Annotated in this window: 17 protein-coding genes and 1 tRNA gene; 12 read left to right on the top strand and 6 right to left on the bottom strand. The window is 62.1% G+C overall.

Annotated elements, in window-relative coordinates; translation table 11 throughout:
• The first annotated feature begins 152 nt into the window (after positions 1-152).
• The 3 genes from FFM81_RS15980 to ppdK all read left to right on the top strand — a co-directional run bounded on the left by FFM81_RS15980 (position 153) and on the right by ppdK (position 8,189).
• Positions 153-923, top strand: coding sequence for a DsbA family protein (locus tag FFM81_RS15980; RefSeq protein ID WP_375165028.1), 771 nt, complete (start codon positions 153-155; stop codon positions 921-923).
• Between the two features lie 108 nt (positions 924-1,031).
• Positions 1,032-4,493 (top strand): chromosome segregation SMC family protein, encoded by a 3,462-nt coding sequence (locus FFM81_RS15975; RefSeq protein ID WP_138385131.1) that lies wholly within the window; start codon positions 1,032-1,034, stop codon positions 4,491-4,493.
• Positions 4,494-5,480: 987 nt separating this feature from the next.
• Positions 5,481-8,189 (top strand): pyruvate, phosphate dikinase, encoded by a 2,709-nt coding sequence (ppdK, locus tag FFM81_RS15970; RefSeq protein WP_138385132.1) that lies wholly within the window; start codon positions 5,481-5,483, stop codon positions 8,187-8,189.
• A 36-nt stretch (positions 8,190-8,225) separates the two neighbouring features.
• Here ppdK and FFM81_RS15965 read toward each other — a convergent pair whose 3' ends face one another.
• Positions 8,226-8,501: a hypothetical protein gene (locus FFM81_RS15965; RefSeq protein ID WP_025415536.1), complete on the bottom strand. Its 276-nt coding sequence runs from the start codon at positions 8,499-8,501 to the stop codon at positions 8,226-8,228.
• 541 nt (positions 8,502-9,042) lie between these two features.
• Entirely contained in the window at positions 9,043-9,240 is a 198-nt protein-coding gene (locus FFM81_RS15960) for a hypothetical protein (RefSeq protein ID WP_003569739.1), read from the bottom strand.
• A gap of 125 nt (positions 9,241-9,365) precedes the next feature.
• On the opposite strand from FFM81_RS15960, the gene FFM81_RS15955 reads away from it, so the two are divergent.
• Positions 9,366-9,611, top strand: coding sequence for a hypothetical protein (locus FFM81_RS15955; RefSeq protein ID WP_003569745.1), 246 nt, complete (start codon positions 9,366-9,368; stop codon positions 9,609-9,611).
• Positions 9,612-9,626: 15 nt separating this feature from the next.
• On the opposite strand, the gene FFM81_RS15950 is transcribed toward FFM81_RS15955, so the two are convergent.
• Positions 9,627-10,016, bottom strand: a complete 390-nt coding sequence (locus tag FFM81_RS15950; protein WP_097537542.1) for a hypothetical protein — start codon at positions 10,014-10,016, stop codon at positions 9,627-9,629.
• Positions 10,017-10,304: 288 nt separating this feature from the next.
• Here FFM81_RS15950 and FFM81_RS15945 point away from each other — a divergent pair, with 288 nt between their 5' ends.
• Together FFM81_RS15945 and FFM81_RS15940 are read left to right on the top strand one after the other, a co-directional pair.
• A complete protein-coding gene (locus FFM81_RS15945; RefSeq protein ID WP_138385133.1) occupies positions 10,305-11,210 on the top strand; it encodes a DUF1499 domain-containing protein in 906 nt (301 codons plus the stop codon).
• A 286-nt stretch (positions 11,211-11,496) separates the two neighbouring features.
• Positions 11,497-12,045: a hypothetical protein gene (locus tag FFM81_RS15940; protein ID WP_138385134.1), complete on the top strand. Its 549-nt coding sequence runs from the start codon at positions 11,497-11,499 to the stop codon at positions 12,043-12,045.
• Positions 12,046-12,064: 19 nt separating this feature from the next.
• Here FFM81_RS15940 and FFM81_RS15935 read toward each other — a convergent pair whose 3' ends face one another.
• The 3 genes from FFM81_RS15935 to FFM81_RS15925 are packed head-to-tail and all read right to left on the bottom strand — an operon-like array spanning position 12,065 to position 15,165.
• Positions 12,065-13,786, bottom strand: a complete 1,722-nt coding sequence (locus tag FFM81_RS15935; protein ID WP_138385135.1) for a saccharopine dehydrogenase family protein — start codon at positions 13,784-13,786, stop codon at positions 12,065-12,067.
• Entirely contained in the window at positions 13,783-14,232 is a 450-nt protein-coding gene (locus tag FFM81_RS15930; protein WP_138385136.1) for a thiol-disulfide oxidoreductase DCC family protein, read from the bottom strand. Before FFM81_RS15930 ends, FFM81_RS15935 begins: the two co-directional genes overlap by 4 nt.
• Positions 14,233-14,256: 24 nt before the next feature.
• Complete coding sequence (locus FFM81_RS15925) at positions 14,257-15,165, bottom strand: MBL fold metallo-hydrolase (protein WP_138385137.1); 909 nt, start codon at positions 15,163-15,165, stop codon at positions 14,257-14,259.
• 166 nt (positions 15,166-15,331) lie between these two features.
• Between FFM81_RS15925 and FFM81_RS15920 the strand changes: the two genes are divergently transcribed.
• From FFM81_RS15920 to FFM81_RS15895, 6 genes are all read left to right on the top strand, one after another.
• Positions 15,332-15,406, top strand: a tRNA-Gln gene (locus FFM81_RS15920).
• A gap of 153 nt (positions 15,407-15,559) precedes the next feature.
• Entirely contained in the window at positions 15,560-17,119 is a 1,560-nt protein-coding gene (locus FFM81_RS15915) for a class I SAM-dependent DNA methyltransferase (protein ID WP_138385138.1), read from the top strand.
• A complete protein-coding gene (locus FFM81_RS15910) occupies positions 17,112-18,470 on the top strand; it encodes a restriction endonuclease subunit S (protein ID WP_138385139.1) in 1,359 nt (452 codons plus the stop codon). Before FFM81_RS15915 ends, FFM81_RS15910 begins: the two co-directional genes overlap by 8 nt.
• The gene (locus FFM81_RS15905; RefSeq protein ID WP_138385140.1) at positions 18,467-18,889 is read left to right on the top strand and encodes a hypothetical protein; all 423 of its coding nucleotides are present in this window, start codon (positions 18,467-18,469) and stop codon (positions 18,887-18,889) included. Before FFM81_RS15910 ends, FFM81_RS15905 begins: the two co-directional genes overlap by 4 nt.
• A complete protein-coding gene (locus FFM81_RS15900) occupies positions 18,886-21,018 on the top strand; it encodes a GmrSD restriction endonuclease domain-containing protein (RefSeq protein WP_138385141.1) in 2,133 nt (710 codons plus the stop codon). Before FFM81_RS15905 ends, FFM81_RS15900 begins: the two co-directional genes overlap by 4 nt.
• A gap of 22 nt (positions 21,019-21,040) precedes the next feature.
• Positions 21,041-24,226 carry a type I restriction endonuclease subunit R gene (locus FFM81_RS15895; protein ID WP_138385142.1) on the top strand — a complete coding sequence of 1,062 codons (3,186 nt, stop codon included), beginning with the start codon at positions 21,041-21,043 and terminating at the stop codon, positions 24,224-24,226.
• Positions 24,227-24,251: the final 25 nt, after the last annotated feature.

Below are 24,251 nucleotides of genomic sequence, written 5' to 3'. Positions count from 1 at the left end.
ACATGCGCACCCACCGCAATTTTTGGCTGGCGGTCCCATCACGGTCACAATTCTTTGAAGGAAGTTGGCCAACCGTGGCTTGTGAGTGGCCGTCAGCCGTTATATCGCACAGTCATGCCGTCACTCTCATTAGTTATGGGGAATCCATGCAGATGTCCGAAATGCAACTGACGAAACGCCGCCTGCTCAGCGGTATCGCCATCGCCGCAGCTGCCGTAGCGCTTGTCGCCTGCAACGACAGCAAGGACGCTGCCGATGCTTCGTCCTCCGGCAAGACCATGGCCGACGGCACCAATGTCGATACCATGCAGACGGCGGCGACGTCGGCGACCGAAATGCCGCAGTCCGACGGCGATGTCGATATGGCTGAGGTGCTGAAGCCCGGCGTGCTGCCCGAGATGGCGCTTGGTAAGGCCGATGCCCCGGTCAAGATCGTCGAATATATGTCGATGACCTGCCCGCATTGCGCCCATTTCCACAACACCACCTTTGACGCCATCAAGCAGAAATATGTCGACGCCGGCAAGGTGCAGTTCATCATCCGCGAATTCCCCTTCGATCCGCGTGCGGCCGCCGCCTTCATGCTTGCCCGCTGCAGCGCCTCCAATCCGGAGCAGCTGAGTACGCCGGAACAGTATTTCCCAATGGTATCGATGCTGTTCAAGCAGCAGCAGGTCTGGGCCGCCGCCGATGACGGGCGCGCCGCCTTGCTTCAGATGTCGAAGCTTGCCGGATTTACTGAGGATAGCTTCACGAAATGCTTGACGAACCAGAAGCTTCTGGATGAAGTGAACGCCACGCGGGAAAGAGGTTCCAAGGATTTTGGCGTCAATGCCACGCCGACTTTCCTGATCAATGGCAAGCGCTACTCTGGAGACATGCCGGTTGACACCCTGTCGGCGCTCATCGACAGCCTCATCTGAACCGGATCGTTTCGAAACGACGGGCGACGGTGAAAGCCGTGCGCCCGTTTTTTTGTGGCTAGGTGGCGGCAGGGGTACTACCTCCAACCTCCGCCGCGGAGCTTCCGCATGAAGTTCAACAAGCTGCGTCTGGTCGGCTTCAAATCCTTCGTCGAGCCGACGGAATTCATCATCGAGCGGGGGCTGACCGGCGTCGTCGGGCCGAACGGCTGCGGCAAGTCGAACCTCGTCGAGGCGCTGCGCTGGGTGATGGGCGAGAATTCCTACAAGAACATGCGCGCCTCCGGCATGGACGATGTGATCTTTTCGGGCTCGGGAAACCGCCCGGCCCGCAACACCGCCGAAGTGGCGCTCTATCTCGACAATTCGACGCGCACCGCTCCCGCCGGCTTCAACGACAGCGACGAGATCCAGGTCACCCGCCGCATTGAGCGCGAACAAGGCTCGCTCTATCGCATCAACGGCAAGGAGAGCCGCGCCAAGGACGTGCAGCTGCTGTTTGCCGATGCTTCCACCGGCGCCCGTTCGCCGTCGATGGTCGGCCAGGGCCGCATCGGCGAGCTGATCCAGGCCAAGCCGCAGGCCCGCCGCCAGCTCTTGGAAGAGGCGGCCGGCATTTCGGGCCTGCATTCGCGCCGCCACGAGGCCGAACTGCGGCTGCGCGCCGCCGAAGGCAATCTCGAACGTCTCGACGACGTCACCTCGCAGCTCGAAAGCCAGATCGAGAGCCTGAAGCGCCAGGCCCGCCAGGCCAACCGCTTCAAGACGCTGTCGGCCGATATCCGCGCCCGCGAGGCGATGCTGCTGCATATCCGCTGGGTGCAGGCCAAGGAGGCCGAGGCCGAGGCCGACAGCGCCCTCAACCAGGCGACCTCTGTCGTCGCCGAAAAGGCGCAGATGCAGATGGAGGCGGCGAAGAACCAGGCTATCGCCAGCCTGAAGCTGCCGGAGTTGCGCGAGGGCGAAGCCCGTGCGGCGGCTGCCCTGCAGCGCCTGCAGATTGCCAGAAGCCAGCTGGAGGAGGATGCCGGCCGCATCCTGCGCCGCCGCGATGAGCTGACCCGCCGGCTTGCCCAGCTTGCCGAGGATATCAGCCGCGAGGAGCGGCTGGTCGCCGACAATGCCGTCATTCTGGCCAAGCTCGATGCCGAAGAGGCCGAGATTTCAGAGGTGCTGGCCGATTCCGGCCGTTATGCCGAGGAAACCCGCGAGGCCTTCGAGGGGGCGGCGGCCAAACTTGCCGACAGCGAGCGCATCTTCACCCAGCTGACCGCCGAGCGCGCCGAGGCGGCGGCCGGCCGCAACCAGCTGGAACGCGCCATCCGCGATCTCACCGATCGCCGCATGCGCCTCGGACGCCAGATGGACGAGGCAAACCACGAACTCTCCGCCATCGGCGAAAAGATATCAGGTCTGCCCGATCCGGACGAAAAACGCGCCATCGTCGAAGCCGGCGAAATCGCCCTTGCCGATGCCGAAGCCGCCGTCCAGGCGGTCGAGCAGGCGTTGGCCGGCGCCCGCCAGGCCGAGGCGCTGTCGCGCGCCCCGGTCGATCAGGCCCGCTCGAGCCTGAATGCGCTGGAAACCGAGGCCCGCACCATTTCCCGCATGCTCGCCGCCGGTGCCGCCGCCGGCAAATTTCCGCCGGTGGCCGAGGAGCTGAAGGTCGATCGCGGCTTCGAAACCGCGCTGGGTGCGGCCCTCGGCGACGATCTGGAATCGCCGCTCGATGCCGAGGCGCCGGCCCATTGGTCGGACAATGGCGACGGCGCCGGCGACCCGGCGCTTCCACCCGGCGTCACACCGCTGCTGACCCATATCAGCGCGCCCGCCGCACTGACCCGTCGCCTGCGCCAGATCGGCCTGGTCGGCGAGGGCGAGGCCGGGCGATTGATGGCGGCGCTGAAGCCCGGTCAGCGGCTGGTGACCAAAGACGGCGCCGTCTATCGCTGGGACGGCCATGTTACCGGTGCCGACGCCCCGAGTGCCGCAGCCTTGCGCCTTGCCCAGAAGAACCGCTTGGCCGAACTCGAAAGCGAAGCAGCCCTTGCCCGCGACGTGCTCGCCGAAGCCGAGGAGCGGCAGGCGGAGGCCGCCGAGGCGATCCGCGGGCAGGAGGCAAGGCTTGCCGAGGCCCGCGACATGAGCCGCCTGTCGGCTCGTCATCTTACTGAGGCCCGCGAGGCGCTGGCTGCGGCCGAGCGGGCCTCCGGCGATCTGATCCGCCGCCGCGATGTCGTCAGCGAGGCCGTCAGCCAGTTGCAGTCGCAGCTGGAGGAGATTGCCGTCCAGGAAGAAAATGCCCGCATCGAGCTGGAGGATGCGCCCGATCTGACGACGATTGACGAGCGGTTGCGCTTCCAGCAGGCGGAAGTGGCGACCGATCGCGGTGCGCTTGCCGAAAGCCGCGCCCGCCACGAAAGCCTGGCGCGGGAAAACGAGGCCCGCCAGCGCCGCATCATGGCGATCGGCCAGGAGCGCGAAACCTGGCGCCAGCGGGCGGCAAGCGGCGAAGATCATGTCGCCACACTGCGCGAGCGTGAGGAAGAGGCGCGCGACGAGGCAGCCGAGCTCGAATTGGCGCCGGATGAATTCGACGACAAACGCCGCGCCCTGCTCAACGAATTGCAGAAGGCCGAGGAGGCGCGCCGCAATTCCGGCGACCTGCTGGCCGAGGCCGAACGCATCCAGCGCGAAGCCGATCACAAGGCGACGACCGCACTGTCGGAACTTGCCGAATGCCGTGAACGCCGCGGCCGCGCCGAGGAGCGCCTGGTCTCCGCCCGCGAGAAGCGGCAGGAAAGCGAAGGCCGCATCCGCGAGGTGCTGAATGTCGCCCCGCACGAGGCGCTGCAACTCACAGGGCGCCCGACCATGCAGGCGCTTCCCGATCTGCGCGAGGTCGAGCGCGAGCTCGAACGCCTGAAGATCGAGCGCGAGCGGCTCGGCGCCGTCAACCTGCGCGCCGACGAGGAGCAGAAGGAACTGAGCGAGAAGCTCGAAGCGCTGATCAAGGAACGCGACGACGTCATCGATGCGATCCGCAAGCTGCGCGGTGCGATCCAGAGCCTCAACCGCGAAGGCCGCGAGCGGTTGATCGCCGCCTTCGACGTCGTCAACGCCCAGTTCCAGCGGCTGTTCACCCATCTGTTCGGCGGCGGCACCGCCGAGCTGCAGCTGATCGAATCCGACGATCCGCTGGAAGCGGGCCTCGAAATCCTGGCGCGGCCACCCGGCAAGAAGCCGCAGACCATGACTCTGCTGTCAGGCGGCGAACAGGCGCTGACGGCGATGGCACTGATCTTCGCCGTCTTCCTCACCAATCCGGCGCCGATCTGCGTGCTCGACGAAGTCGACGCGCCGCTCGACGACCACAATGTCGAGCGCTATTGCAACCTGATGGACGAAATGGCGGCGTCGACCGAAACCCGCTTCGTCATCATCACCCACAACCCCATCACCATGGCCCGCATGAACCGCCTCTTCGGCGTCACCATGGCCGAACAAGGCGTCTCCACCCTCGTCTCCGTCGACCTGCAGACGGCGGAGCGCCTGCGCGAAATTGCCTGAGCTTTTGCGGGGAGCATGGATCCCAGGCTCAAGGACCACGGCTGTCTCAGGCCCGATGCCCCGTTCGGACGGGGAGAGGGGACGTGCCAAAAGCAACGTCGAGACGGAGGAAGCCGGTGCAGCATATCCCTTCGCCCCGCCTGCGGGGAGACGGTGGCGGCAGCCGGATGAGGGGCTGCTCTCGGCGATCTTCGGGGCGGAGATGTCGCATGACACTGCACTCCCTCGTGCTGCCGCGGTCACCTCATCCTCCGTCCTCCTCGGGCTTGACCCTTCGCCTCCATCACCAGCAGCGGCGTGGCCGACTCGAGGCCTGGGACGGGCGGCCGACACGGACCAGCGGGAAGCGCATTCATATTGCGTAACACCTCGCCATATGGCGTGATATCCAGCGCACGGAAGAGTTGCGTCTGATGAGCTGAGACAATCGGGCTGACGGCCGGAAGCGGCTGAAAAGGCCTGCACTTTCGCCGGAATTTTCTTAAGCACCAAAAAAGGTCGGCTTCTTTGCGGTCTCTACCCCATTTGGGTGATGCTCTTTGCGATGACTTGCATTAGAAGTTGTTTCAACGCAACCTGATTGCTTCTGTGGAAACGCGGGCGGTCAAGGAGCGTATTGTCGAATTTGCATGCGGTTTTCCGGCCAGAGGGCAAGAGCCGGGAAATCGGGGGCAATTCCAGGAAACGCGCGGAAGCGGCTTTCGCAGGAATTGCGTGAAGACGGAGCGATAGGGCATTCCATTACTTGAGGAAAGTGCCCTGGGTTGAGGGACCCCCCGTCCGGTTTTCCTGGCCGGACGGAAATAAGGCTTTGCGGGACCTGTTGCAGTCCCGCAAAGCTTTTTTTATGCACGCCTTCGTGCCGGATGATGTTTCAATCGTTTCGGAGCGAAGATTTATTGTGCAATGCAACATTCTGCCGCATTTGTCGATTTTCATTTCAACACCAACGGATTAAGCTAATCCCGGTTTGGTGTTGGGGGGAAGATGACCAAGTGGGTCTATACGTTCGGCGACGGGCAGGCTGAGGGCCGGGCGCGCGATCACGAGATTCTGGGCGGCAAGGGTGCCAATCTGGCGGAGATGTGCGCCCTTGGGCTGCCGGTTCCGCCGGGGCTGACGATCGTCGGCGATGCCTGCCATACCTACTACAAGAACGGCCGCCATATCGAGGACGGGCTGAAGGCCGAGGTGCGCGCCGGCATATCCGGGATCGAGGCGATCACCGGCCGCCGCTTCGGCTCCACCAGCCAGCCGCTGCTGCTCTCTGTGCGCTCCGGCGCCCGCGTCTCGATGCCGGGCATGATGGACACCGTGCTCAATCTCGGCCTCAACGACGAAACGGTGCAGGCGCTCGGCCACGATGCCGGCGACGCCCGGTTTGCCTGGGACAGCTACCGCCGCTTCATCCAGATGTATGCCGATGTCGTCATGGGTCTCGGCAACGATGCCTTCGAGGAGATCCTCGAGGATGAGAAGGCCAAGCTCGGCCACGAATTCGATACCGAACTCAGCGCCTCCGAATGGCAGCATATCGTTTCGCTCTATAAGAGGCTGATCGAGGAGGAGCTGGAGCAGGAATTCCCGCAGGATCCCGAAGTCCAGCTCTGGGGCGCGGTCGGCGCGGTGTTTTCCAGCTGGATGAGCGCGCGCGCCGTCACTTACCGCCAGCTCCACAATATTCCGGAAGCCTGGGGCACGGCCGTCAATATCCAGGCGATGGTGTTCGGCAATCTCGGCAATTCGTCGGCCACCGGCGTCGCCTTCACCCGCAACCCCTCGACCGGCGAAAGGGCGCTTTACGGCGAATTCCTCGTCAATGCCCAGGGCGAGGATGTCGTTGCCGGCATCCGCACGCCGCAAAGCATCACCGAGGAGGGACGGATTTCCTCCGGCTCCGAAAAACCGTCGATGGAAAAACTGATGCCGGAGGCGTTTCGCGAGCTCTGCCGCATCTGCACCGAGCTCGAGATCCATTACCGCGACATGCAGGATATCGAATTCACCATCGAGCGCGGCCGGCTGTGGATGCTGCAGACACGCTCGGGCAAACGCTCGACCCGGGCGGCAATGAAGATCGCCGTCGACATGGTCGATGAGAAGGTGATCACCGAGGAAGAGGCGGTGCTGCGCATCGAGCCCTCGAGCCTCGACCAGCTCTTGCATCCGACGATCGATCCGCGCGTTACCCGCCAGGTGATCGGCACCGGCCTGCCGGCCTCGCCGGGTGCTGCGACCGGCGCCATCGTCTTTACCGCCGAAGAGGCGGTGGAGGCGGAAGCCGAGGGCCGCAAGGTCATTCTGCTCCGCGTCGAGACCAGCCCGGAGGATATTCACGGCATGCATGCCGCCGAAGGCATCCTGACGACGCGCGGCGGCATGACCAGCCATGCGGCGGTCGTTGCCCGCGGCATGGGCATCCCCTGCGTCGTCGGCGCCGGCACCATGCGCATCGATCAGCGCAACGAGCGGCTGCTCGGCGTCGGCGTGACGATGAAGAAGGGCGATATCATCACCATCGACGGCTCGGCCGGCCAGGTGCTGAAGGGCGAGGTGCCGATGATCCAGCCGGAGCTGTCGGGCGATTTCGGCCGCATCATGGGCTGGGCCGACCGGGCCAGGCGGATGACGGTGCGCACCAACGCCGATACCCCGGCCGATGCGCGCGCCGCCCGCTCCTTCGGCGCCGAAGGCATCGGCCTTTGCCGCACCGAGCACATGTTCTTCGAGGGAGAGCGCATCCATGTGATGCGCGAGATGATTCTCGCCGAAGATGAAAAGGGCAGGCGGTTGGCGCTCGACAAGCTCTTGCCGATGCAGCGCCTGGATTTCACCGGCCTCTTCACCGTCATGCACGGCCTGCCGGTGACGATCCGCCTGCTCGATCCGCCGCTGCACGAATTCCTGCCGAAGACCGATGACGAGGTGGCCGAAGTCGCCTTCGCCATGGGCATGGAGCCCTTAGCGCTGCGCCAGCGTGTCGATGCGCTGCACGAGTTCAATCCGATGCTCGGCCATCGCGGCTGCCGGTTGGCGATCTCCTATCCTGAAATCGTCGAGATGCAGGCCCGCGCCATCTTCGAGGCGGCGGTGGCCGCAGCCAAGGAGACCGGGGCGGCCGTGGTGCCGGAGATCATGGTTCCGCTGGTCGGCCTGCGCACCGAGCTCGATTACGTCAAGGCCTGCATTGACGCCATCGCTGGCAATGTCATGGCCGAGGCCGGCATGAAGATTGATTATCTCGTCGGCACGATGATCGAGCTGCCGCGTGCGGCCCTTCGCGCCCATGTGATTGCCGAAGCCGCCGAATTCTTCTCCTTCGGCACCAACGACCTGACGCAGACCACTTTCGGCATCTCGCGCGACGACGCTTCCGCCTTCATCCCCACCTATCAGCGCAAGGGCATCATCGAGCACGATCCCTTCATCTCGCTCGATTTCGACGGGGTGGGGGAACTGATCAGCATCGCCGCCGAACGCGGCCGGCGCACCCGCAACGACATGAAGCTCGGCATCTGCGGCGAACATGGCGGCGACCCGGCCTCGATCCGCTTCTGCGAGACAATCGGGCTGGACTATGTCTCCTGCTCGCCGTTCCGCGTGCCGATCGCGAGGTTGGCGGCAGCGCAGGCGGTCATTTCAAGCGGGCTGGACGAAATCCGGCGCAGCCCGAAAGACCTCCGGGCTAGCTCGTAAAATACCGCGGAGTTTGGGGCAGGGTGCCCGCGGCGCTCAATGATGATGCCGCCAGTGATCGTGGTAGATATAGGGCCCGTTCAGATCCCAGGCCATGCGGTCCATCATCTCCGCACTGTTCGCCCGCGATTCGGCCCGCCGGTCGAGATCGATGCGCTGCAGGCAGGTGGCAAAACCATCCGTGCCGCGGCGAAAACCATAACTCAGGCACCGCTGCTCATCCGCCGCCCGCCGCTCCTCCGGCGTCATCGTCTGGCAGGCGGAAAGGCCGGCGAGGGTGGCGAGCAGGGTGACGAGGATGGGGATGCGCATTGGTTTGGTCCTTGGCATGATCGCGCTGAGGAAATGCCATTCGGGCGAGGGCGTCAAGTGACGAGACCTCTCGTCCCTTGCGAGTCGGCCTAGGTCGGGACCTGTCCGGTTTCGCCAGTGTATGGTTTACATAAGGCGTCTACCCCGGAACTGTTTCTCCTGCGCATCCCAATCTTCGTCATGCTGGGCCTTGAGCTGCTGGGGATCCAGCCTCGCATGCGGCCTCAATCAATCTCCCCGCAATGCCAGCCGCATGGATCCCAGGGTCAAGCCCTGGGATGACGGAGGAGAGGTGGTGCCTGCATCCATCGACTCCGCCGCGGCGATGAAGCGATGGCAGAAGCGACGCCGCTTAAATTGCACCGCCCAGGAGTTTGGCGAAAAAGCCACCCCAAACTCCGTCATCCCAGGGCTTGACCCTGGGATCCACAACCAAGCACACGGCTTTAATTACTTACGACGAAATGCCATCGCTCCTCACACGGTGCCGGCCGCTCAAGGCCTGGGATGACGGAGAGTGTGGTGGGCGTTGTCGCCGCCTTCAAGCCGCCCCCGCCGGATCCCCGATCGGCAGCAGCGCCGGATCCAGTGGCGGGTCTTGCGGGTTTTTCGTATCGGCCGGGTCCTGCGCCGGGGTCAGCGGTGGTTTTTGCTGGATGGGGTCGGGAATGCCGGGGCTCGGCGTCGGGCCGCGCGGGGTGTCGGCATTGGGCGTGGGTATGGGGTCTCTGTTGGGCATGATCGCCTCCTTTTCGAAAAAGGAACGGCAGCGCCTGCACTTGGTTCCACTTTCGCTGCCCGGCATTCCCTTGTATGAGGGGTCCACGGCCTCTCCACGAGAGGCCGGGAAACACTGGAACGAGCATGGCCATCCGCGATCGATTTTCGAAGAAACTGAACTGTCCGCAATGCGGCAATGAGGGCTTTGCCGAAGCCTCCGAGATCGACGATCCCAAGCGCAAGCACCCGGATTTCAAGGTCGATCAGCTGCCGCGCGGTTTTGGCGTGCAGCGGCCGTCGAACCACCAGGAAAACTTCATGATCAAGTGCGAATGTGGGCGCAAGTTTCCCTTCCGCAGCCTTGCGGAAGCCGCGGCCGACCGACGCTAAAACTGCCGCTGAAGCTCAGATCCGCTCCAGCACCTCGATGAAGGCTTCGGCGAAACGCTTGAGATGCGCGGTCTCTTCATCCGGCGACTGGATGCGGATTTCCGTGCCGGCATAATCGAGCAGCGCCAGCACGACACGCGTGCCGCTGCCGTGATCGGGAATGCGCAGCACGGCGATGCGCCGGCAATCCTCGATAAGACCGCCGGCCGGCAGGTCGAACAGCAGTTCGCCGCCGGAACGGCTGGCCGCCTGGCGCACCGCCTCGCAAAAGCCGGCATCGCCGCCGGCATAACCTTCGAGCGAAAGTTCGAGCTCGACGAGCTCCATCGGCAGCATCGGCTCGGTGTGATCGATGCCGCCAAGCGCAGACGCCTGCGGCCTTGCTGCTATCTCGGGTGAAATCATCCCGTCTCTCCTTGCCTTTGAATTCGGAGATGAAACCCCGCCAGAATGGCCTTTTTTGGCCATATCAGCAAGGGCTCACGAAATGGCCGGCCTTTCGCCCCGTCCACTGCCCGAATTCCATTGGATATTCCGAGACAACAGTTTCAATTCAGCCGAATCTTGCCTCAAAGAAATAGAGCATGATGCCGTCCGAAAACCGCTTCACACTTTTCGGCATCATGCTCTAAACAGGGTTATGGCGATTTGCGTGGTTGAGTGCGCGGCGCTGACGAGCAACCGGTAAGTTTGATGGCCATCCGCTTCGACCGTCCCGTTTCCAGCGCCGCCCGCTTTTCGCGGCTGCTCGGGGCGTTTTCCCTGGTGCTGGCGCTGGCGGTGCTGATTGCCCATCGCTTCGGCGGGCTGGCCACCCCCTATCTCGTGCTGCTGCTGATCGCCGCCGCCGGCTTCGCGCTGCTTTCCGCCATGCTGGCCGCAGTCGGACTGCGCAGCCTCTGGGTATCCGGCGCCGAAGGCGGGCTGGCGGCGCTTGCCGCGCTGATCTATGCCGCCTTTCCGCTTGGTATCGGCGCGATGGCCACCGAGCGATATATGACGCTGCCGGATATTTACGACGTCTCCACCGATCCGGTCTCGGCGCCGGACTGGCTGTCGGCCCCGAAAGCCGATCAGATCTGGCTGAAGCGCAATCTGGTGACGCCGGAAGATCGCGAACAGCAGATGGCGGCCTATCCCGAGCTCACCGGCCGGCGTTACGAGGGCGCGCTCGACCGCGTGCTGGAGGCGGTGCGCAAGGTCGCCAAACAGAGCGGCTTCACGATCGTCAGGACGACCGGCACAACCGAGCCGGACCGCGACCTCGAGGACAAGCCGGCAAAACCTGCGCCCGGCGACGACGCCGTTGCCGATGCGCCCGGCCTCATCCCGGTGCCGACGCCGCGCCCCTATGACGACGATGTCGCCAAGCTGATCCGCGGCGCCAACGGTGTGACGCTGCAGGCAACCAACCGCACGCTGATCCTCGGGCTGCGCTTCGATATCCTCATCCGGCTGCGCGAAGAGGCCGAAACCACCTTCGTCGACATCCGCGTCGCCTCCCGCTACGGCCAACACGACCTCGGCTTCAGCGCCGAGGTTGCCGGCGATTATCTGAAGGCGCTCGACGCCGAACTCTTAGGAATTGCGGGTGGGTGAGCAACGGTGGCGCAAAGCGCCAGCAATCGATCCGGCGAATCGATTGCAGTTGCGAACGCCCTGAGCCCAAGCGAAGGGCCGGGATAGGGCGCGGCAAACGCGACCCGCGTACCGGTGCGCCGCAGGCGGCAGCAATCGATCCAGATTGCAGCGGCGAACGCCCTGAGCCCAAAGCGAAGGGCCGGGATAGGGCGCGGCAGGCTCGACATTCTTACGGTGCCGAAAATTCGGCGTCCCTGCTATATCGTCCCATCAAGCCCAGTACACGAAGAGGGGATTGTAGGCAGTGTTCGACCCTGAGAGGCAGCGTTTCGGCGTGCGATCCTATACTGTGATCGCGTGGTCGGTCGTTTCACTGTTTGCCATCGTCACTTTGGCATCCTTGCCCACCTGCTCAGGGCGCCACTGGACTTCGGCATTGCCGCCGCAATTTGAGATAGGCCAGCGCCTTTCCTACGGTTCGAGACAGAATGGTGCCGGAACCTGCGGAGCCGTGATTTATCAGTTGTCTTACGCCCAAACTCAAAAAGTCCGCCGCCGCGGTATCGAAGCGTTTCCGGCTGATCTGAAGGGCCCCGATGGGTTGCAATATGAGCAATGGGCAGAGACGCCAGTGCCCAATGAGTTACACGAACGCTATATTTTGAATACCGCCGGTCTTCCCGTTGGACTGGACTGCAGCCATGGCACCTGGGAGAAGGAGTGGCGCGCGAACGCCGAGCAGTCCGGGAACTACTACACAACCAATGGAAAGGCTTTGATCCTCTTGCAGGTCTCAGACTTGCAAGTGCATCCAAATTATCTGGCCGCGGTGGGATATTTTTATAACCCCTAAGGCGAGCGCCGATCACCCCTCACTCCACCACCAACCACCCCGAATACCGCACCACCAGCCCCGTCAGCCGCCCGCCGATCTCGACGTTGAAATGAAACCGCCCATCACGCTCCTCCTCATAAGTATCCCCACCCGGCGCCAGGAACAGCGGCAGGGGAATGCCGCAAAAGCGCCAGCCGCGCACGGCGAGCCTGAGCTTCTGCCCCTCCGGCACCAGCGCCAGCAGCACCCGGAACGGCCCGAACACCTCGGCAAGCAGCGGCTGGTCGCCGCCCTTGTCCGCGGCCTGCCAGCTGCGGAACGTCTTGCCGCCGAAACTGCGCGTCCAGATCTCCCGGTCGCCATCGGTCACAAACCGCACCGCCACCGGCACATCCTCGCCGGCGGCGGGAAAGCCGATGAGGCCGGCAATCAGCCGGGCGATGAGCCCGCCGCCGCGCTCGATCCGCGCCCGGCCGGAGGCAAGGCGGGTGCCGCCGCCATGGATTGCCGCAAGCGCCGGCGGCAGCTTCTGCCAGGCGTCGCCGAGGACGCGCCGGTAGAGCGGCTGGGCCTCCTCCTGGTAATCCAGCCGGATGCCCGAGCTGATCGAAAAACGCTGGAAGGCCGCTTCGAAATCGGCAAGCCGCAATTCCCCCGCCGCCGGCCGGGCGCCGCTTTGCGGCCGCTGGCCTTCGAGCAGCCGGCGCACCAGCGCCTCGACTGCGATGACCGGAATGAACGGCCCGTCATCGCCTTCGGCAATCAGCGACCAGTCGGCGGTCAGCCGCCGCCCGTCGCGATCGAGCCCGCCGGCGCGCACGAACATGCCGCCGCGATGGGCGCCGAGGGCGAGGCGATGGCTGGCCGCCTGCAGCACCCAGGAAAACGGCTTGAGCGAGGGCAGCAGCCGCAGCTTCACCAGCTGCGCGGCAAAGCCCAGCAGCCGCTGCAGCGCCTGCGGCTCGGTGCCGACGCCGGTGAAGGTGGATTGCAGGCCGGCAATGTGCTGGGGCAGCAGCGCCAGATCCGGCGCATCGACCAGCAGGAAGGTCCGGCTGGCGAGCGGCGCCACACCGGGCGGGGCGATCGTCACCCGCATCTGATCGATCAGCCCGCGCCCCTCGGCCGGCTGGCCCTGGCGCAGCACCGCCACCGGCTTGCCGGCATAACTTGATATGGCTCTGACGACATTGAGGCCGATCTTCACATGCGCCGACGGGGCAATGCCGGCCGCCACGCTTTCGATGCGGGAAAACTGCGGCGCCATCGCCTCCAGCGCCGCGAAGGAGAGCGCCGGCAGGCTGCTGAGCCCCGAAAGCACGAAGGTGCCCTTGGCCTTCGCCTCGGCATCGAGCCCGCCGATGCCGGCGACGAAGCCGCTGCTGTCGGCGAGATCGGCATAATCGATGCCGAGCTCGATGCAGGCCCGCACCACCTTGTAGCCATCGCCGGTGAAGCTCTGGAACGGCCCCGAGGCATCGACGACGAGATTGGGCCTCAGCCGAGTCAGCTGCTCCCGGAGGTCGCCGTCGCGATCGAAGGTCACAGCCTGCAGCCAGGCGCCGAGATCGTTGCTGCCGAGCCGCCCGGCGCCGCCTTTCGGCGAGCGGAGATCGAAGACGAAATCATCGGCCTTTTCGAGCGAGCGGCCGGCGATCAGCAGCCTGAGCCGCGGCTCCTCGCCGAGCAGCCGGGCGAGCCGGCCGCCGAAGGCGCCGTAGCCGCCGATGATCAGCAGGGAAAAGGTGCCGCCGCTCATGCGATGAAGCGGCTGCGCTGCTCCGGTGTCGGCACCATGCAGCTCTGCCGTCCGGCGATCTTCAGCCTGTTGCGGGCGATGAATTCATAAAGCGCGTCCGCCGCGCGCCGCGGCAGCAGCCGAAAGAGCTTCGCCAGGGAATAGGGAAAGCCGAGGCTTGCCACCATGCGGATCGTGCCGTCGGATTTGAAGAAGGCGCGGCCGCCTTCGATGAGCATGTTGGTTTCGTAGTCGCGCGTATCGAGGCCGTAATGCCGGTAAAGCGCTTCGCCGAGCGGCGTCTGCGCCGCGAGGAACCGGTATCGCCGCTGCCTGTCGTGCTTCAGCGCGAATTTCACCCAGCCGGAGCAGAAGACGCATTCGCCATCGAAGACGATGAGCGGCCGGTCATCGGCAAAGGCGGGAACGGCGGGATCGGTGCGATAGCTGTAATCGGCGCGGCCCATGCTCATCTCCCCTACGCCTCTCCTTTACGCCGGCCGGTAGCGCGCGGCAAGCGAAGGCGGCCCATCCGCGGCAATCGCGCCGCGCTCCATGAGATGCTCGATATGGGCGAGCACGGAAAGCGCCGCCGCCCCATGCAGCTTCGGATCGGTATCGCGATAGATCGCCTTCACCATCTCCGCAATGGCGTGATCGCCGGCCGCGACCCGCGCCAGCACCGCCTGCTCGCGCCTGAGGCGATGCGCCTTCAGCGCCGGCAGGAAAGTTTTCGGCTCGTTGACCGGCCCTCCATGGCCGGGCAGCAGCAGGCCGTCCTCCCGCGCGATCAGCTTGTCGAGCGAGGCCATGTAATCCGCCATCGCCCCATCCGGCGGCGCGACGATCGAGGTCGACCAGGCCATGACATGATCGCCTGAAAACAGGATCTCCCGGCCTTCGAGCGCGAAGGCGGCATGATTGGCCGTATGCCCCGGCGTCAGCACCGCTGTCAGCGCCCAGCCATCACCCGTTATCATCTCGCCATCGCCGAGCGCGATATCCGGCACGAAATCCATATCCGCGCTTTCGGCAAAGGGATTGACCTCGCCCTCCCGCAGCCGCCGCGCCGGCCGGTGCGGCCCTTGCCCCACCGTCACCGCCCCGGTTGCCGCCTGCAGCCGGCGGGCTAGCGGCGAGTGATCGCGATGGGTATGGCTGACGAAGATATGCGTCACCTCCCGCCCGCCGATAGCCGCCATCAGCGCTAGATAATGCGCCTCGTCCTCCGGCCCGGGATCGATGACGCCAAGCGAGGAGGAGCCGACGAGATAGCTGTTGGTGCCGAAAAAGGTGAAGGGCCCGGGATTTTCCGCCGTGATGCGCTCGACATCGGGAGCAACCGGCACGGCGCGCCCATAGGCCGGCTCGAAAGCAAGGTCAAATACGGGACTTTCCATGCGGGACGATGATCTCAGGTTGATAATATCGCGGCATGCTAGCACGCCGCCCGCCACTTCGCGCGGATAAATCTGCCGCAGGCGCAACTTAGTCATTGTGACAGGCAAAGAGCTTTGCTAATCAGGCGTCGATTTGTGAGCAAGCGGTTCGCCGCTCAAGCTCTGGTGGGGCGTAGCCAAGCGGTAAGGCAGCGGTTTTTGGTACCGCCATCCCCTGGTTCGAATCCAGGCGCCCCAGCCAAGCTTTAAGTCTAATAATCAGCTGCTTAAGCTATATGTTGCGGAGACGATACACCTAGTTCGTACATCGCTCGTCGACAACTAAGACTTGCCTTTCCTCCTTTACACAGCACGCTTCCCTGCTATCGTCGGCCCAATTATTGGGAGCGCATGCGTGGCAAAAGAGAATAATGGTTACCTCGGCTTTACGGCCGAGCTTTTTAAGGCTGCAGATAAGCTTAGGGGCAATCTGGAGCCCTCGGAATACAAACATGTGGCGCTCGGCCTCATCTTCCTGAAATACATCTCGGACGCCTTTGATGGTCTTCATGCCAAGCTTGAGGCAGATGAATATGCCGACGCGGAAGACCCGGAGGAATATCTCGCCGAAAACGTCTTCTGGGTGCCGAAGGAGGCCCGTTGGGGTCATCTTCAGGCCAGCGCCAAGCGGCCCGAGATCGGCAAGCTGATCGATGAGGCGATGGAGGCCATCGAGCGGTTCCCGTCGAACGAGGGGCTGAAGGGCGTTCTGCCGAAGAACTACGCTCGACCAACGCTGAACAAAACCATGTTGGGGGAACTGATTGATCTCTTCTCCAACATCGGGCTGCATGACAGTTCCGACACGGCGAAGGATCTGCTGGGCCGGGTATACGAATATTTCCTCTCCGGCTTTGCAAGCTCCGAAGGCAAGCGCGGCGGCGAGTTCTTTACGCCACGGTCCGTGGTGCGAACGCTGGTCGAGATGCTGGAGCCCTACAAGGGCCGGGTCTATGACCCGTGCTGCGGCTCGGGTGGCATGTTTGTGCAGTCGGAAAAGTTCATCGAGGAACATGGCGGACGGCGCAATGATATTGCCGTCTATGGCCAGGAGATCAACCACACCACCTGGCGTCTGGCCAAGATGAACCTCGCGGTTCAAGGCATCGATGCCGATATCCGCTGGAACAACGAAGGCAGTTTTCACCGCGACGAACTGCCGGACCTGAAGGCCGATTTCATTCTCGCCAACCCGCCCTTCAACATCTCCGATTGGGGCGGCGAGAGACTGGCGGAGGATGCCCGCTGGAAGTTCGGCATTCCGCCCAAGGGCAATGCCAATTTCGGCTGGCTGCAGCACATCATCCACCACCTTGCCCCGCGCGGCACGGCGGGCGTGGTGCTGGCGAATGGCTCCATGTCCTCGCAACAGTCAGGCGAAGGCGAGATCCGCAAGGAGATGATAGAGGCGGATCAGGTGGATTGCATGGTCGCCCTGCCGGGCCAGCTCTTCTATTCCACCCAGATCCCCGCCTGCCTCTGGATCTTGGCTCGCGACAAGAGCGCAAATGGCCACCGCGACCGGCGCGGCGAAATCCTCTTCATCGACGCCCGCAAGCTGGGCTTCATGGTGGACCGTGTGCGCCGCGAGTTCACGGCAGAAGATGTAGAGAAGATCGCGGGCGTCTATCACCGCTGGCGCTCGAAGCCGGAAAAGCGGGCGGCGCATGGCTGGGCGGACTATACGGACGAGCCGGGTTTCTGCAAATCGGCCAGCCTGGCGGAGGTGCGGGGCCACGGCCATGTGCTGACGCCCGGCCGCTACGTGGGCGCGGTGGATGCTGAAGATGATGGGATCTCGTTCGCCGAGAAGTTTGAGGGGCTGAGGGAAACACTAGGGGCTCAATTCGCAGAGGGGCGGGCTTTGGAGGATATAGTCGAGCGAGCGCTTGCAATGGTGTCCACCTATGAATGACTGGCAAACCGTTACACTCGCGGACCTCGGGCCGATTACTACAGGAAAAACTCCACCAAGTGGGACAGACGGCTATTTCGGTGGTCAAATCCCTTTCGTAACTCCAAGCGACATGAACGGTCAGCGATATATCGATGTTACCGGGCGCTCACTGACGAACGAAGGTCTGAAGGCTGTGTCTCGTCGCATGCTTCCGCCCGGCTCAATTCTCGTGTCATGCATAGGTTCGGACATGGGGAAGACGCATATCGCCCGACATGGTTGCTACACTAACCAGCAGATTAATACCATTGAGGTTGTTTCACCAAACGCGAACCCCTTGTTTGTGTACTACAACCTCTCTGCCCGGAAAGACGAACTTCAACGGTTGGCTTCCGGCAGTTCGGCGCAACCAATCCTTAACAAGTCAAATTTTTCACGGATCGCAATCGCTCTACCGTCTCTACGCGACCAAGACGCAATCGCAAATCTATTAGGCTCCCTCGACGACAAGATCGAGCTGAACCGGCGGATAAACGAGACCCTGGAGGCGATGGCGCAAGCGATCTTCCGCGACTGGTTCGTGAATTTCGGCCCCACCCGCCGCAAGTTGGAGGGCGCCGCTGATCCCCTCACCATCATGGGCGGCCTCGTGCAGGACGCTCAGCGGGCACAAGCCCTTGCCGATCTGTTCCCCGATGTGCTGATGGATGATGGGCTGCCGGAAGGGTGGAGGGAAACAAGTCTTGGTGCAGTTGCCAAAGCGATCGGAGGTATTGTCCAAACAGGGCCCTTTGGCAGCCAACTTCATCAATCGGATTACGTGTCCGCAGGACTTCCTGTGGTGATGCCGGCAAACTTGACTTACTCGGGATTCCGCCAAGGTAATTTTTCATACGTCTCCCCAGAGACGACGGAACGCCTGAACAAGCACCGCCTGAAGACTGGCGACATCATTTATGGCCGAAGAGGCGATATTGGGCGAAAGGCATTGATCGGAAAGTATAATGAAGGATGGTTGTGTGGCACGGGATGCCTCAAAATCAGCTTTCCCGCTAAGCCGATTCCCGCTGAGTACCTCTTTTACTCTCTCGACCATCAAAACACCGTAGATTGGATACGCGCTCGCGCGATCGGGGCGACGATGCCCAACCTAAACACATCTACGTTAGCTGACATGCCTCTTCTCTATCCCAGCGATGCATCGCTTGCAGCGTTTGAGCAAATGGTTCAACCGACCTTGGCGTTGCGAGAAGAGAATGATCAGCAGAATGGCACACTCTCCGCGACCCGCGACCTCCTCCTCCCCAAGCTCATATCTGGAGAAATCCGCTTGTCTGAGGCGGAAGACTTGATGGAGGCTGCGCAGTGAGTCTGGACATAAACTTCAAGAAGCAGGTTGAACGGCTACTTGACCAAGCGGGGAGAGAGCACCGTTCGAAGCACCAAGGCGTCTATGCCAATCGATACGTCATCCAGGTGACCGGAGGGGTCCCCTTCGACTTGATGTTCGAGAAAGGCGCCAAGACACCGCCCAATATCTGGTGCCTCGCCAAGGTAGCCGAGCACGTAGAGGATGTGGAGTGCGAGATCGATCGCGCCGATCGGCTCCGCCAGGTTCCTGGACAGTATGGTCGCCACAGCGCCTTGGAACACATGCCCCAACTCGCCAACGCCGACTTGGCCAAATTCGTGCCAAAGACCCTGACCGACGTTCGGGCGATCATCGACGCCATCAAAGCCCTTTCCGAAAATCCTGAAACGTCAACCTCAGTCAGAGCGCCATCATGAAAATCAGCAGCATTCTGGAAAAGATCGACGAACGGCAACTCTTCGTCCCGGCCTTTCAGCGCGAATATGTCTGGAAAAAGAAGGATGCCAAGCTGCTGATCGACTCGATGATCAAAGGCTATCCGACGGGCACCATTTTGACGTGGGATACCAACCAGCCGCCGGAGCTGAAAGGTGCGCACATCTACGATCCGCTTCAGGGGGCAATCAAGATCCTGCTCGACGGCCAGCAGCGCGTGACGACGCTTTACATGCTGATCCGCGGCGAACTGCCGCCCTACTACACGCTTGAGGAGATTTCCGAGGATACGCGCGGGCTGCATGTTCACGTTCAGACGCGCGAGGTCGAATATCGGCAGAAGCGCATGGAAAATGACCCGCGCTGGATCAACCTGACCGACATTTTCAAGAAGAAAGTCCGGGCCAAGGACATTGATAAGGCGCTGGGAGAAGCGGGACGGCAACTCACAGATGAAGAGTATGATCGCATCGACGATACGTTCGCCGCGGTCCAAGGAATATTGGACCGGGACTTTCCCGAGCAAAATATTCCGATTAAAGCGTCTCTACGTGAGGCCATCGACATTTTCTACATCGTCAACGCCGGCGGTGTGGCGCTGACGGACGCCGAACTCGCGCTGGCCCAGATCTCCGGATACTGGCCGCAGGCCCGCGAGGCCTTCAAGAAGAAGCTCGATACGCTGAAGACAAACGGCTTCATCTTCAAACTGGATTTCATCGTCTACGCGCTGCTTGCCATTCTGCATCAGGGCGGCTCCGATATGCGCAAGCTGCACTCGGTGGACAACAACGATGCGATCCGCGACGTCTGGAAGGCGCTTGACGGCAAGGTCCTGGATTATGTGGCAAACCTGCTGCGCGGCCATGCCTTCGTCGACCATACCGATGAGATCAACTCGATTTATGCGGTCATCCCGATCGTCGCCTACTGCCACCGGATGAACTGCAATCTCAGCCACAACGACATCCAGAAAGTGGTGAAGTGGTTTTATTATTCGCAGGTTCGCCGGCGGTACGTCAGCCAGCTTCCGCAGAAGCTGGATCATGACCTCAAGATCGTCGCGACATCAGAAACGCCCTTTGATCGATTGCTGGATGTGATCCGCGAGGATCGCGGCGGCAACATCGCGATCACGCCGGACGAATTCGTGGGCAGCGCCGTCCAAAACCCTCTGTTCGGGCTGTTGCGCTGGCATCTGAAGAGCCGGGGCGCAAAATGCCTGACTACAGGTGTTTCCATTCACCTGCCCATGGGCGAGAAATACAAGCTGGAATACGACCACATCTTCGCCTTTGCCAACTTGAAGGCAGCCGGATATGGCCAGGAGAACAGGCTTCGCTATCAATTAGCGCAGGAACTGACAAACCGCGCAATTCTCACCCAGACCGCCAACCGATCCAAGGGTGCGAAGGAAACGGAGGCCTATCTCTACGGCGTTGCGCAGAACCAGCCAAATGCGCTTGGCCTGCAGCTTATCCCGGAAGACAAAGAGCTCTGGCAACTCGACAATTACGAGCTCTTCCTCAAGACTCGCCGCAAGATGCTTGCCGACAGCCTGAATGCCTGGCTTGAGGGGTTGGCTGAGACCCATGCGGTCGCCGAAAAGGTCTCGCTTGAGGATATGATCGCCGAGGGGGAGAACGAAGAGGTCGAGTTCAAGCAGACCTTGCGCTGGGACATCAAGCTCGGCACCGTGAACAAGGAGTTGGAGGGCGTGATCATGAAAACGATTGCCGCCTTCGCGAATGCCCATGGCGGCACACTTCTGATCGGGGTCGCCGACAATGGTGAGATCGCGGGTCTGGACAATGACTACAAATCGCTCAACGGCGGCAATCGCGACAAGTTTGAACTCCATCTGAAGACCCTGATCATCAATACGTTCGGAGAGGCGTTCGCGGCAACCAAGCTCAAGCTTGCTTTTCCCGAAGTTGACGAGAAAGAAATCTGCCGGGTTGAGATCCTGCAGGCCAACAAGCCGATCTACATCAAGCTGGCAGACAAGGGTGGGGCTGCCCAAGATCGGTTCTACGTCCGCAATGGCAATTCCTCGCGCGAAATGACTGGCGACCAAGCCATCACCTACATCAAGGAGCGCTTCGTCTGAGAGAGGCGGCGGGGAGAGGCTCATGGAAGATATTGTCTATCAGCAAGCTGCGCCATCACCTTCCGGTTTCTCCGAAGGCCTTGTCGAAGACGTCGTTCTTTCGACCTTCCAGGAGTTGGGCTACCTCTACCAGCCTTCGCAGGTCATTTCACCCGATGGCTCCGCTCCAGGTCGTCTGGCCTATGGCGATGTGCTGCTTACGGATGTGCTGGCCGCCGCCGTCGAGCGCCTGAACCCAAACATTCCGCCAGAGGCACGCGAACAGGCTATCCGACAGCTTTCCATCAGCGAAACACCGTCTCTTGTTGAGGAGAACCGACGCATCCACCGCCTGCTCACCGAGGGGGTCGATGTCGAATTCAATATCGGCGATGGAGAGGTGAAGGGCGACAAGCTATGGCTGATCGACTTTGAGCACCCGGAGAGCAACGACTTCTGGGTGACCAACCAGTTCACCGTGGCGGAGAGCAAATATACCAGGCGCCCTGATGTCATAGTTTTCGTCAACGGCTTGCCACTTGGCATTATCGAGCTCAAAAACGCGGCAAGCGAAAACGCCACGATCCATGAAGCCTATAATCAACTACAGACCTACAGGGAGCAAATCCCCTCGCTGTTTCGAACCAATGCGGTGATGGTGGCGTCTGATGGAATGCTGGCGCGGATCGGCTCGCTGACGGCAGACGAAGAGCGATTCATGCCCTGGCGATCGGTGACTGGCGCAGAAGGTGATTTCACGCCCCACGGCCCCTACGAGATGGACACGCTGCTCAGGGGCGTCTTCGACAAGGAGCGCTTCCTCGCTTTGATCCGCGACTTCACCGTGTTCGGCGATCGTGGCGAAGGGCCGTTCAAGATCCTTGGCGGCTATCACCAGTTCCACGGAGCCCGAAAGGCCATCACCAGTGCCATTGAGGCAGTGAAGCCTGACGGCGATCGCAGGATCGGCGTGATCTGGCACACCCAGGGCTCCGGCAAGAGCTTGCTGATGGCCTTTCTCGGCGGGCTGATTGTGCGCTCGCGTGCACTGGAAAATCCCACGCTGATCGTGTTGACCGATCGCAACGATCTGGATGATCAGCTCTTCGGCACATTCAGTCTCTGCAAGGATCTGATCCGCCAAACGCCGGAACAGGCCGATAGCCGCGATGATCTGCGCAAGCTCCTGAACCGGGCGTCCGGTGGCGTGATCTTCACGACAGTGCAGAAGTTCACACCGGAAAGGGGCGAAGAAGTGTTTCCGGTGCTGACCGAGCGCCATAACGTCATCGTCATGGCCGACGAGGCGCACCGCAGCCAGTACGGCTTTGATGCCAAGCTGAACCGGGAAACCGGTGAGCGTCGATATGGCTACGCCCACTACATCCGTCAGGCGCTGCCGAATGCCTCCTTCATGGGCTTCACGGGGACGCCGATTGAAGCGGCGGATGTGAACACGCCTGCCATCTTCGGCAAATATATCGATATCTACGACATCAGCCGCGCGGTGGAAGATGGGGCGACCATTCCGATCTACTACGAGAGCCGTCTCGCCCGGATCGAGCTGAACGAGGATGAGAAGCCGAAGATCGACGCCGAGATCGAGGCCATGCTCGAAGATGAAGGTCTGACGGAACAGGAAAAGCAGAAGGCGCAATGGACGACGGTCGAGCGGCTGGTCGGCTCGAAGAAGCGACTGGCACAGGTCGCTGCCGATCTGGTGGCGCATCTGGAAAAGCGTATCGAAGGATTGCCCGGCAAGGCCATGGCCGTCTGCATGAGCCGCCGCATCTGCGTCGATCTTTACAACGAGATCGTGGCACTCCGGCCCGAATGGCATTCGGACGATGACGACAAGGGGGCGATCAAGATCGTCATGACCGGATCGGCCTCCGATCCGCTCGACTGGCAACCGCATATCGGCAACAAGAGACGCCGGGATGATCTCGCCAAGCGGGCGCGTAAGCTTGATGATCCCCTGAAGCTGGTGATCGTTCGTGACATGTGGCTGACGGGTTTTGACGCGCCGTGTATGCACACCATGTATATCGACAAGCCGATGCGCGGTCATGGGCTGATGCAGGCTATTGCCCGCGTGAACCGTGTGTTCAAGGAGAAGCCAGGCGGCCTGGTGGTCGACTATATCGGCATCGCCACCAACTTGAAGAAGGCGCTCGCCCAGTATTCGCAATCCGACCGCGACAAGACGGGGATTGATGAAGAGGAAGCCGTTGCCCTTCTGCTGGAGAAATACGACGTCGTGCGGGGCATGTTTGCCGGGCACGATTACAGCCTCGGCGTGACTGGTAAACCGGTGGAGCGGCTGAAGGCGCTGGCGGACGGCATCGATTGGATCTTGAAATGGCAGCAGGCTGAGGCTGCCAAGGTGGAGAGCGCGGAAGCCAAGAAACAGGCGCATCGCCGTTACCAGGATGCCGTTCTTGAACTCAGCAAGGCTTATGCCCTGGCGTCTGCCAGCGATGCCGCTGGCGAGATCCGCGATGAAGTCGGCTTCTTCCAGGCCGTCCGCGCTGCCCTAGTGAAAACCACGGCCACCGGCAAGATGTCAGACAAGGCCAAGTCGCTCGCCGTCGAGCAGCTTCTCAATCAGGCCGTGGCCAATGCCGAGATCGTCGACATCCTAAAGGCGGCTGGGTTGCAGTCGCCGGATATCTCCGTTCTCTCCGATCAGTTCCTGATGGACGTCCAGAAGATGGAGAAGAAGAATCTGGCGCTGGAGGCGCTGAAGAAGCTTCTGAACGGGGAAATCAAGAGCCGGTCCAAGACCAACGTAGTGCAAGCCAAAACTTTCTCGCGGCGCCTCGAGGAAGCTGTTGCCCGCTACCATGCGAACGCGATTTCAACCGTCGAGATGATTCAAGAATTGATTGGCTTGGCAAAGGAGATGCAAGCGGCAGCTGCCCGAGGCGATGAACTGGGACTTTCCCCTGAAGAGATTGCGTTTTACGACGCCCTCGCTGGTAATGAAACAGCGGTGCAAGTTATGGGCAGCGAGCAATTGCGCGTGATCGCCCATGAGTTGGTGGAGCAAATGCGGGGCTCTGTCACGGTAGACTGGCAGCACAAGGCGAGCGCGAGAGCGAAAATGCGGGTCCTGGTGAAGCGCATACTCAAGAAATTCGGCTACCCGCCCGATCTGGAGCAGGAGGCCGTTCAAACTGTGCTGGCGCAAGCCGAGGTGCTGCTGAGGGAAATGACCGCCGCATAACAGGCGAAAAGGCATTGTCAGGTTG

Origin of the sequence: Rhizobium hidalgonense (genome assembly GCF_005862185.2) — a bacterium.
Classification (GTDB): domain Bacteria; phylum Pseudomonadota; class Alphaproteobacteria; order Rhizobiales; family Rhizobiaceae; genus Rhizobium; species Rhizobium hidalgonense.
This window is presented reverse-complemented; position numbering and strand designations above follow the sequence as displayed.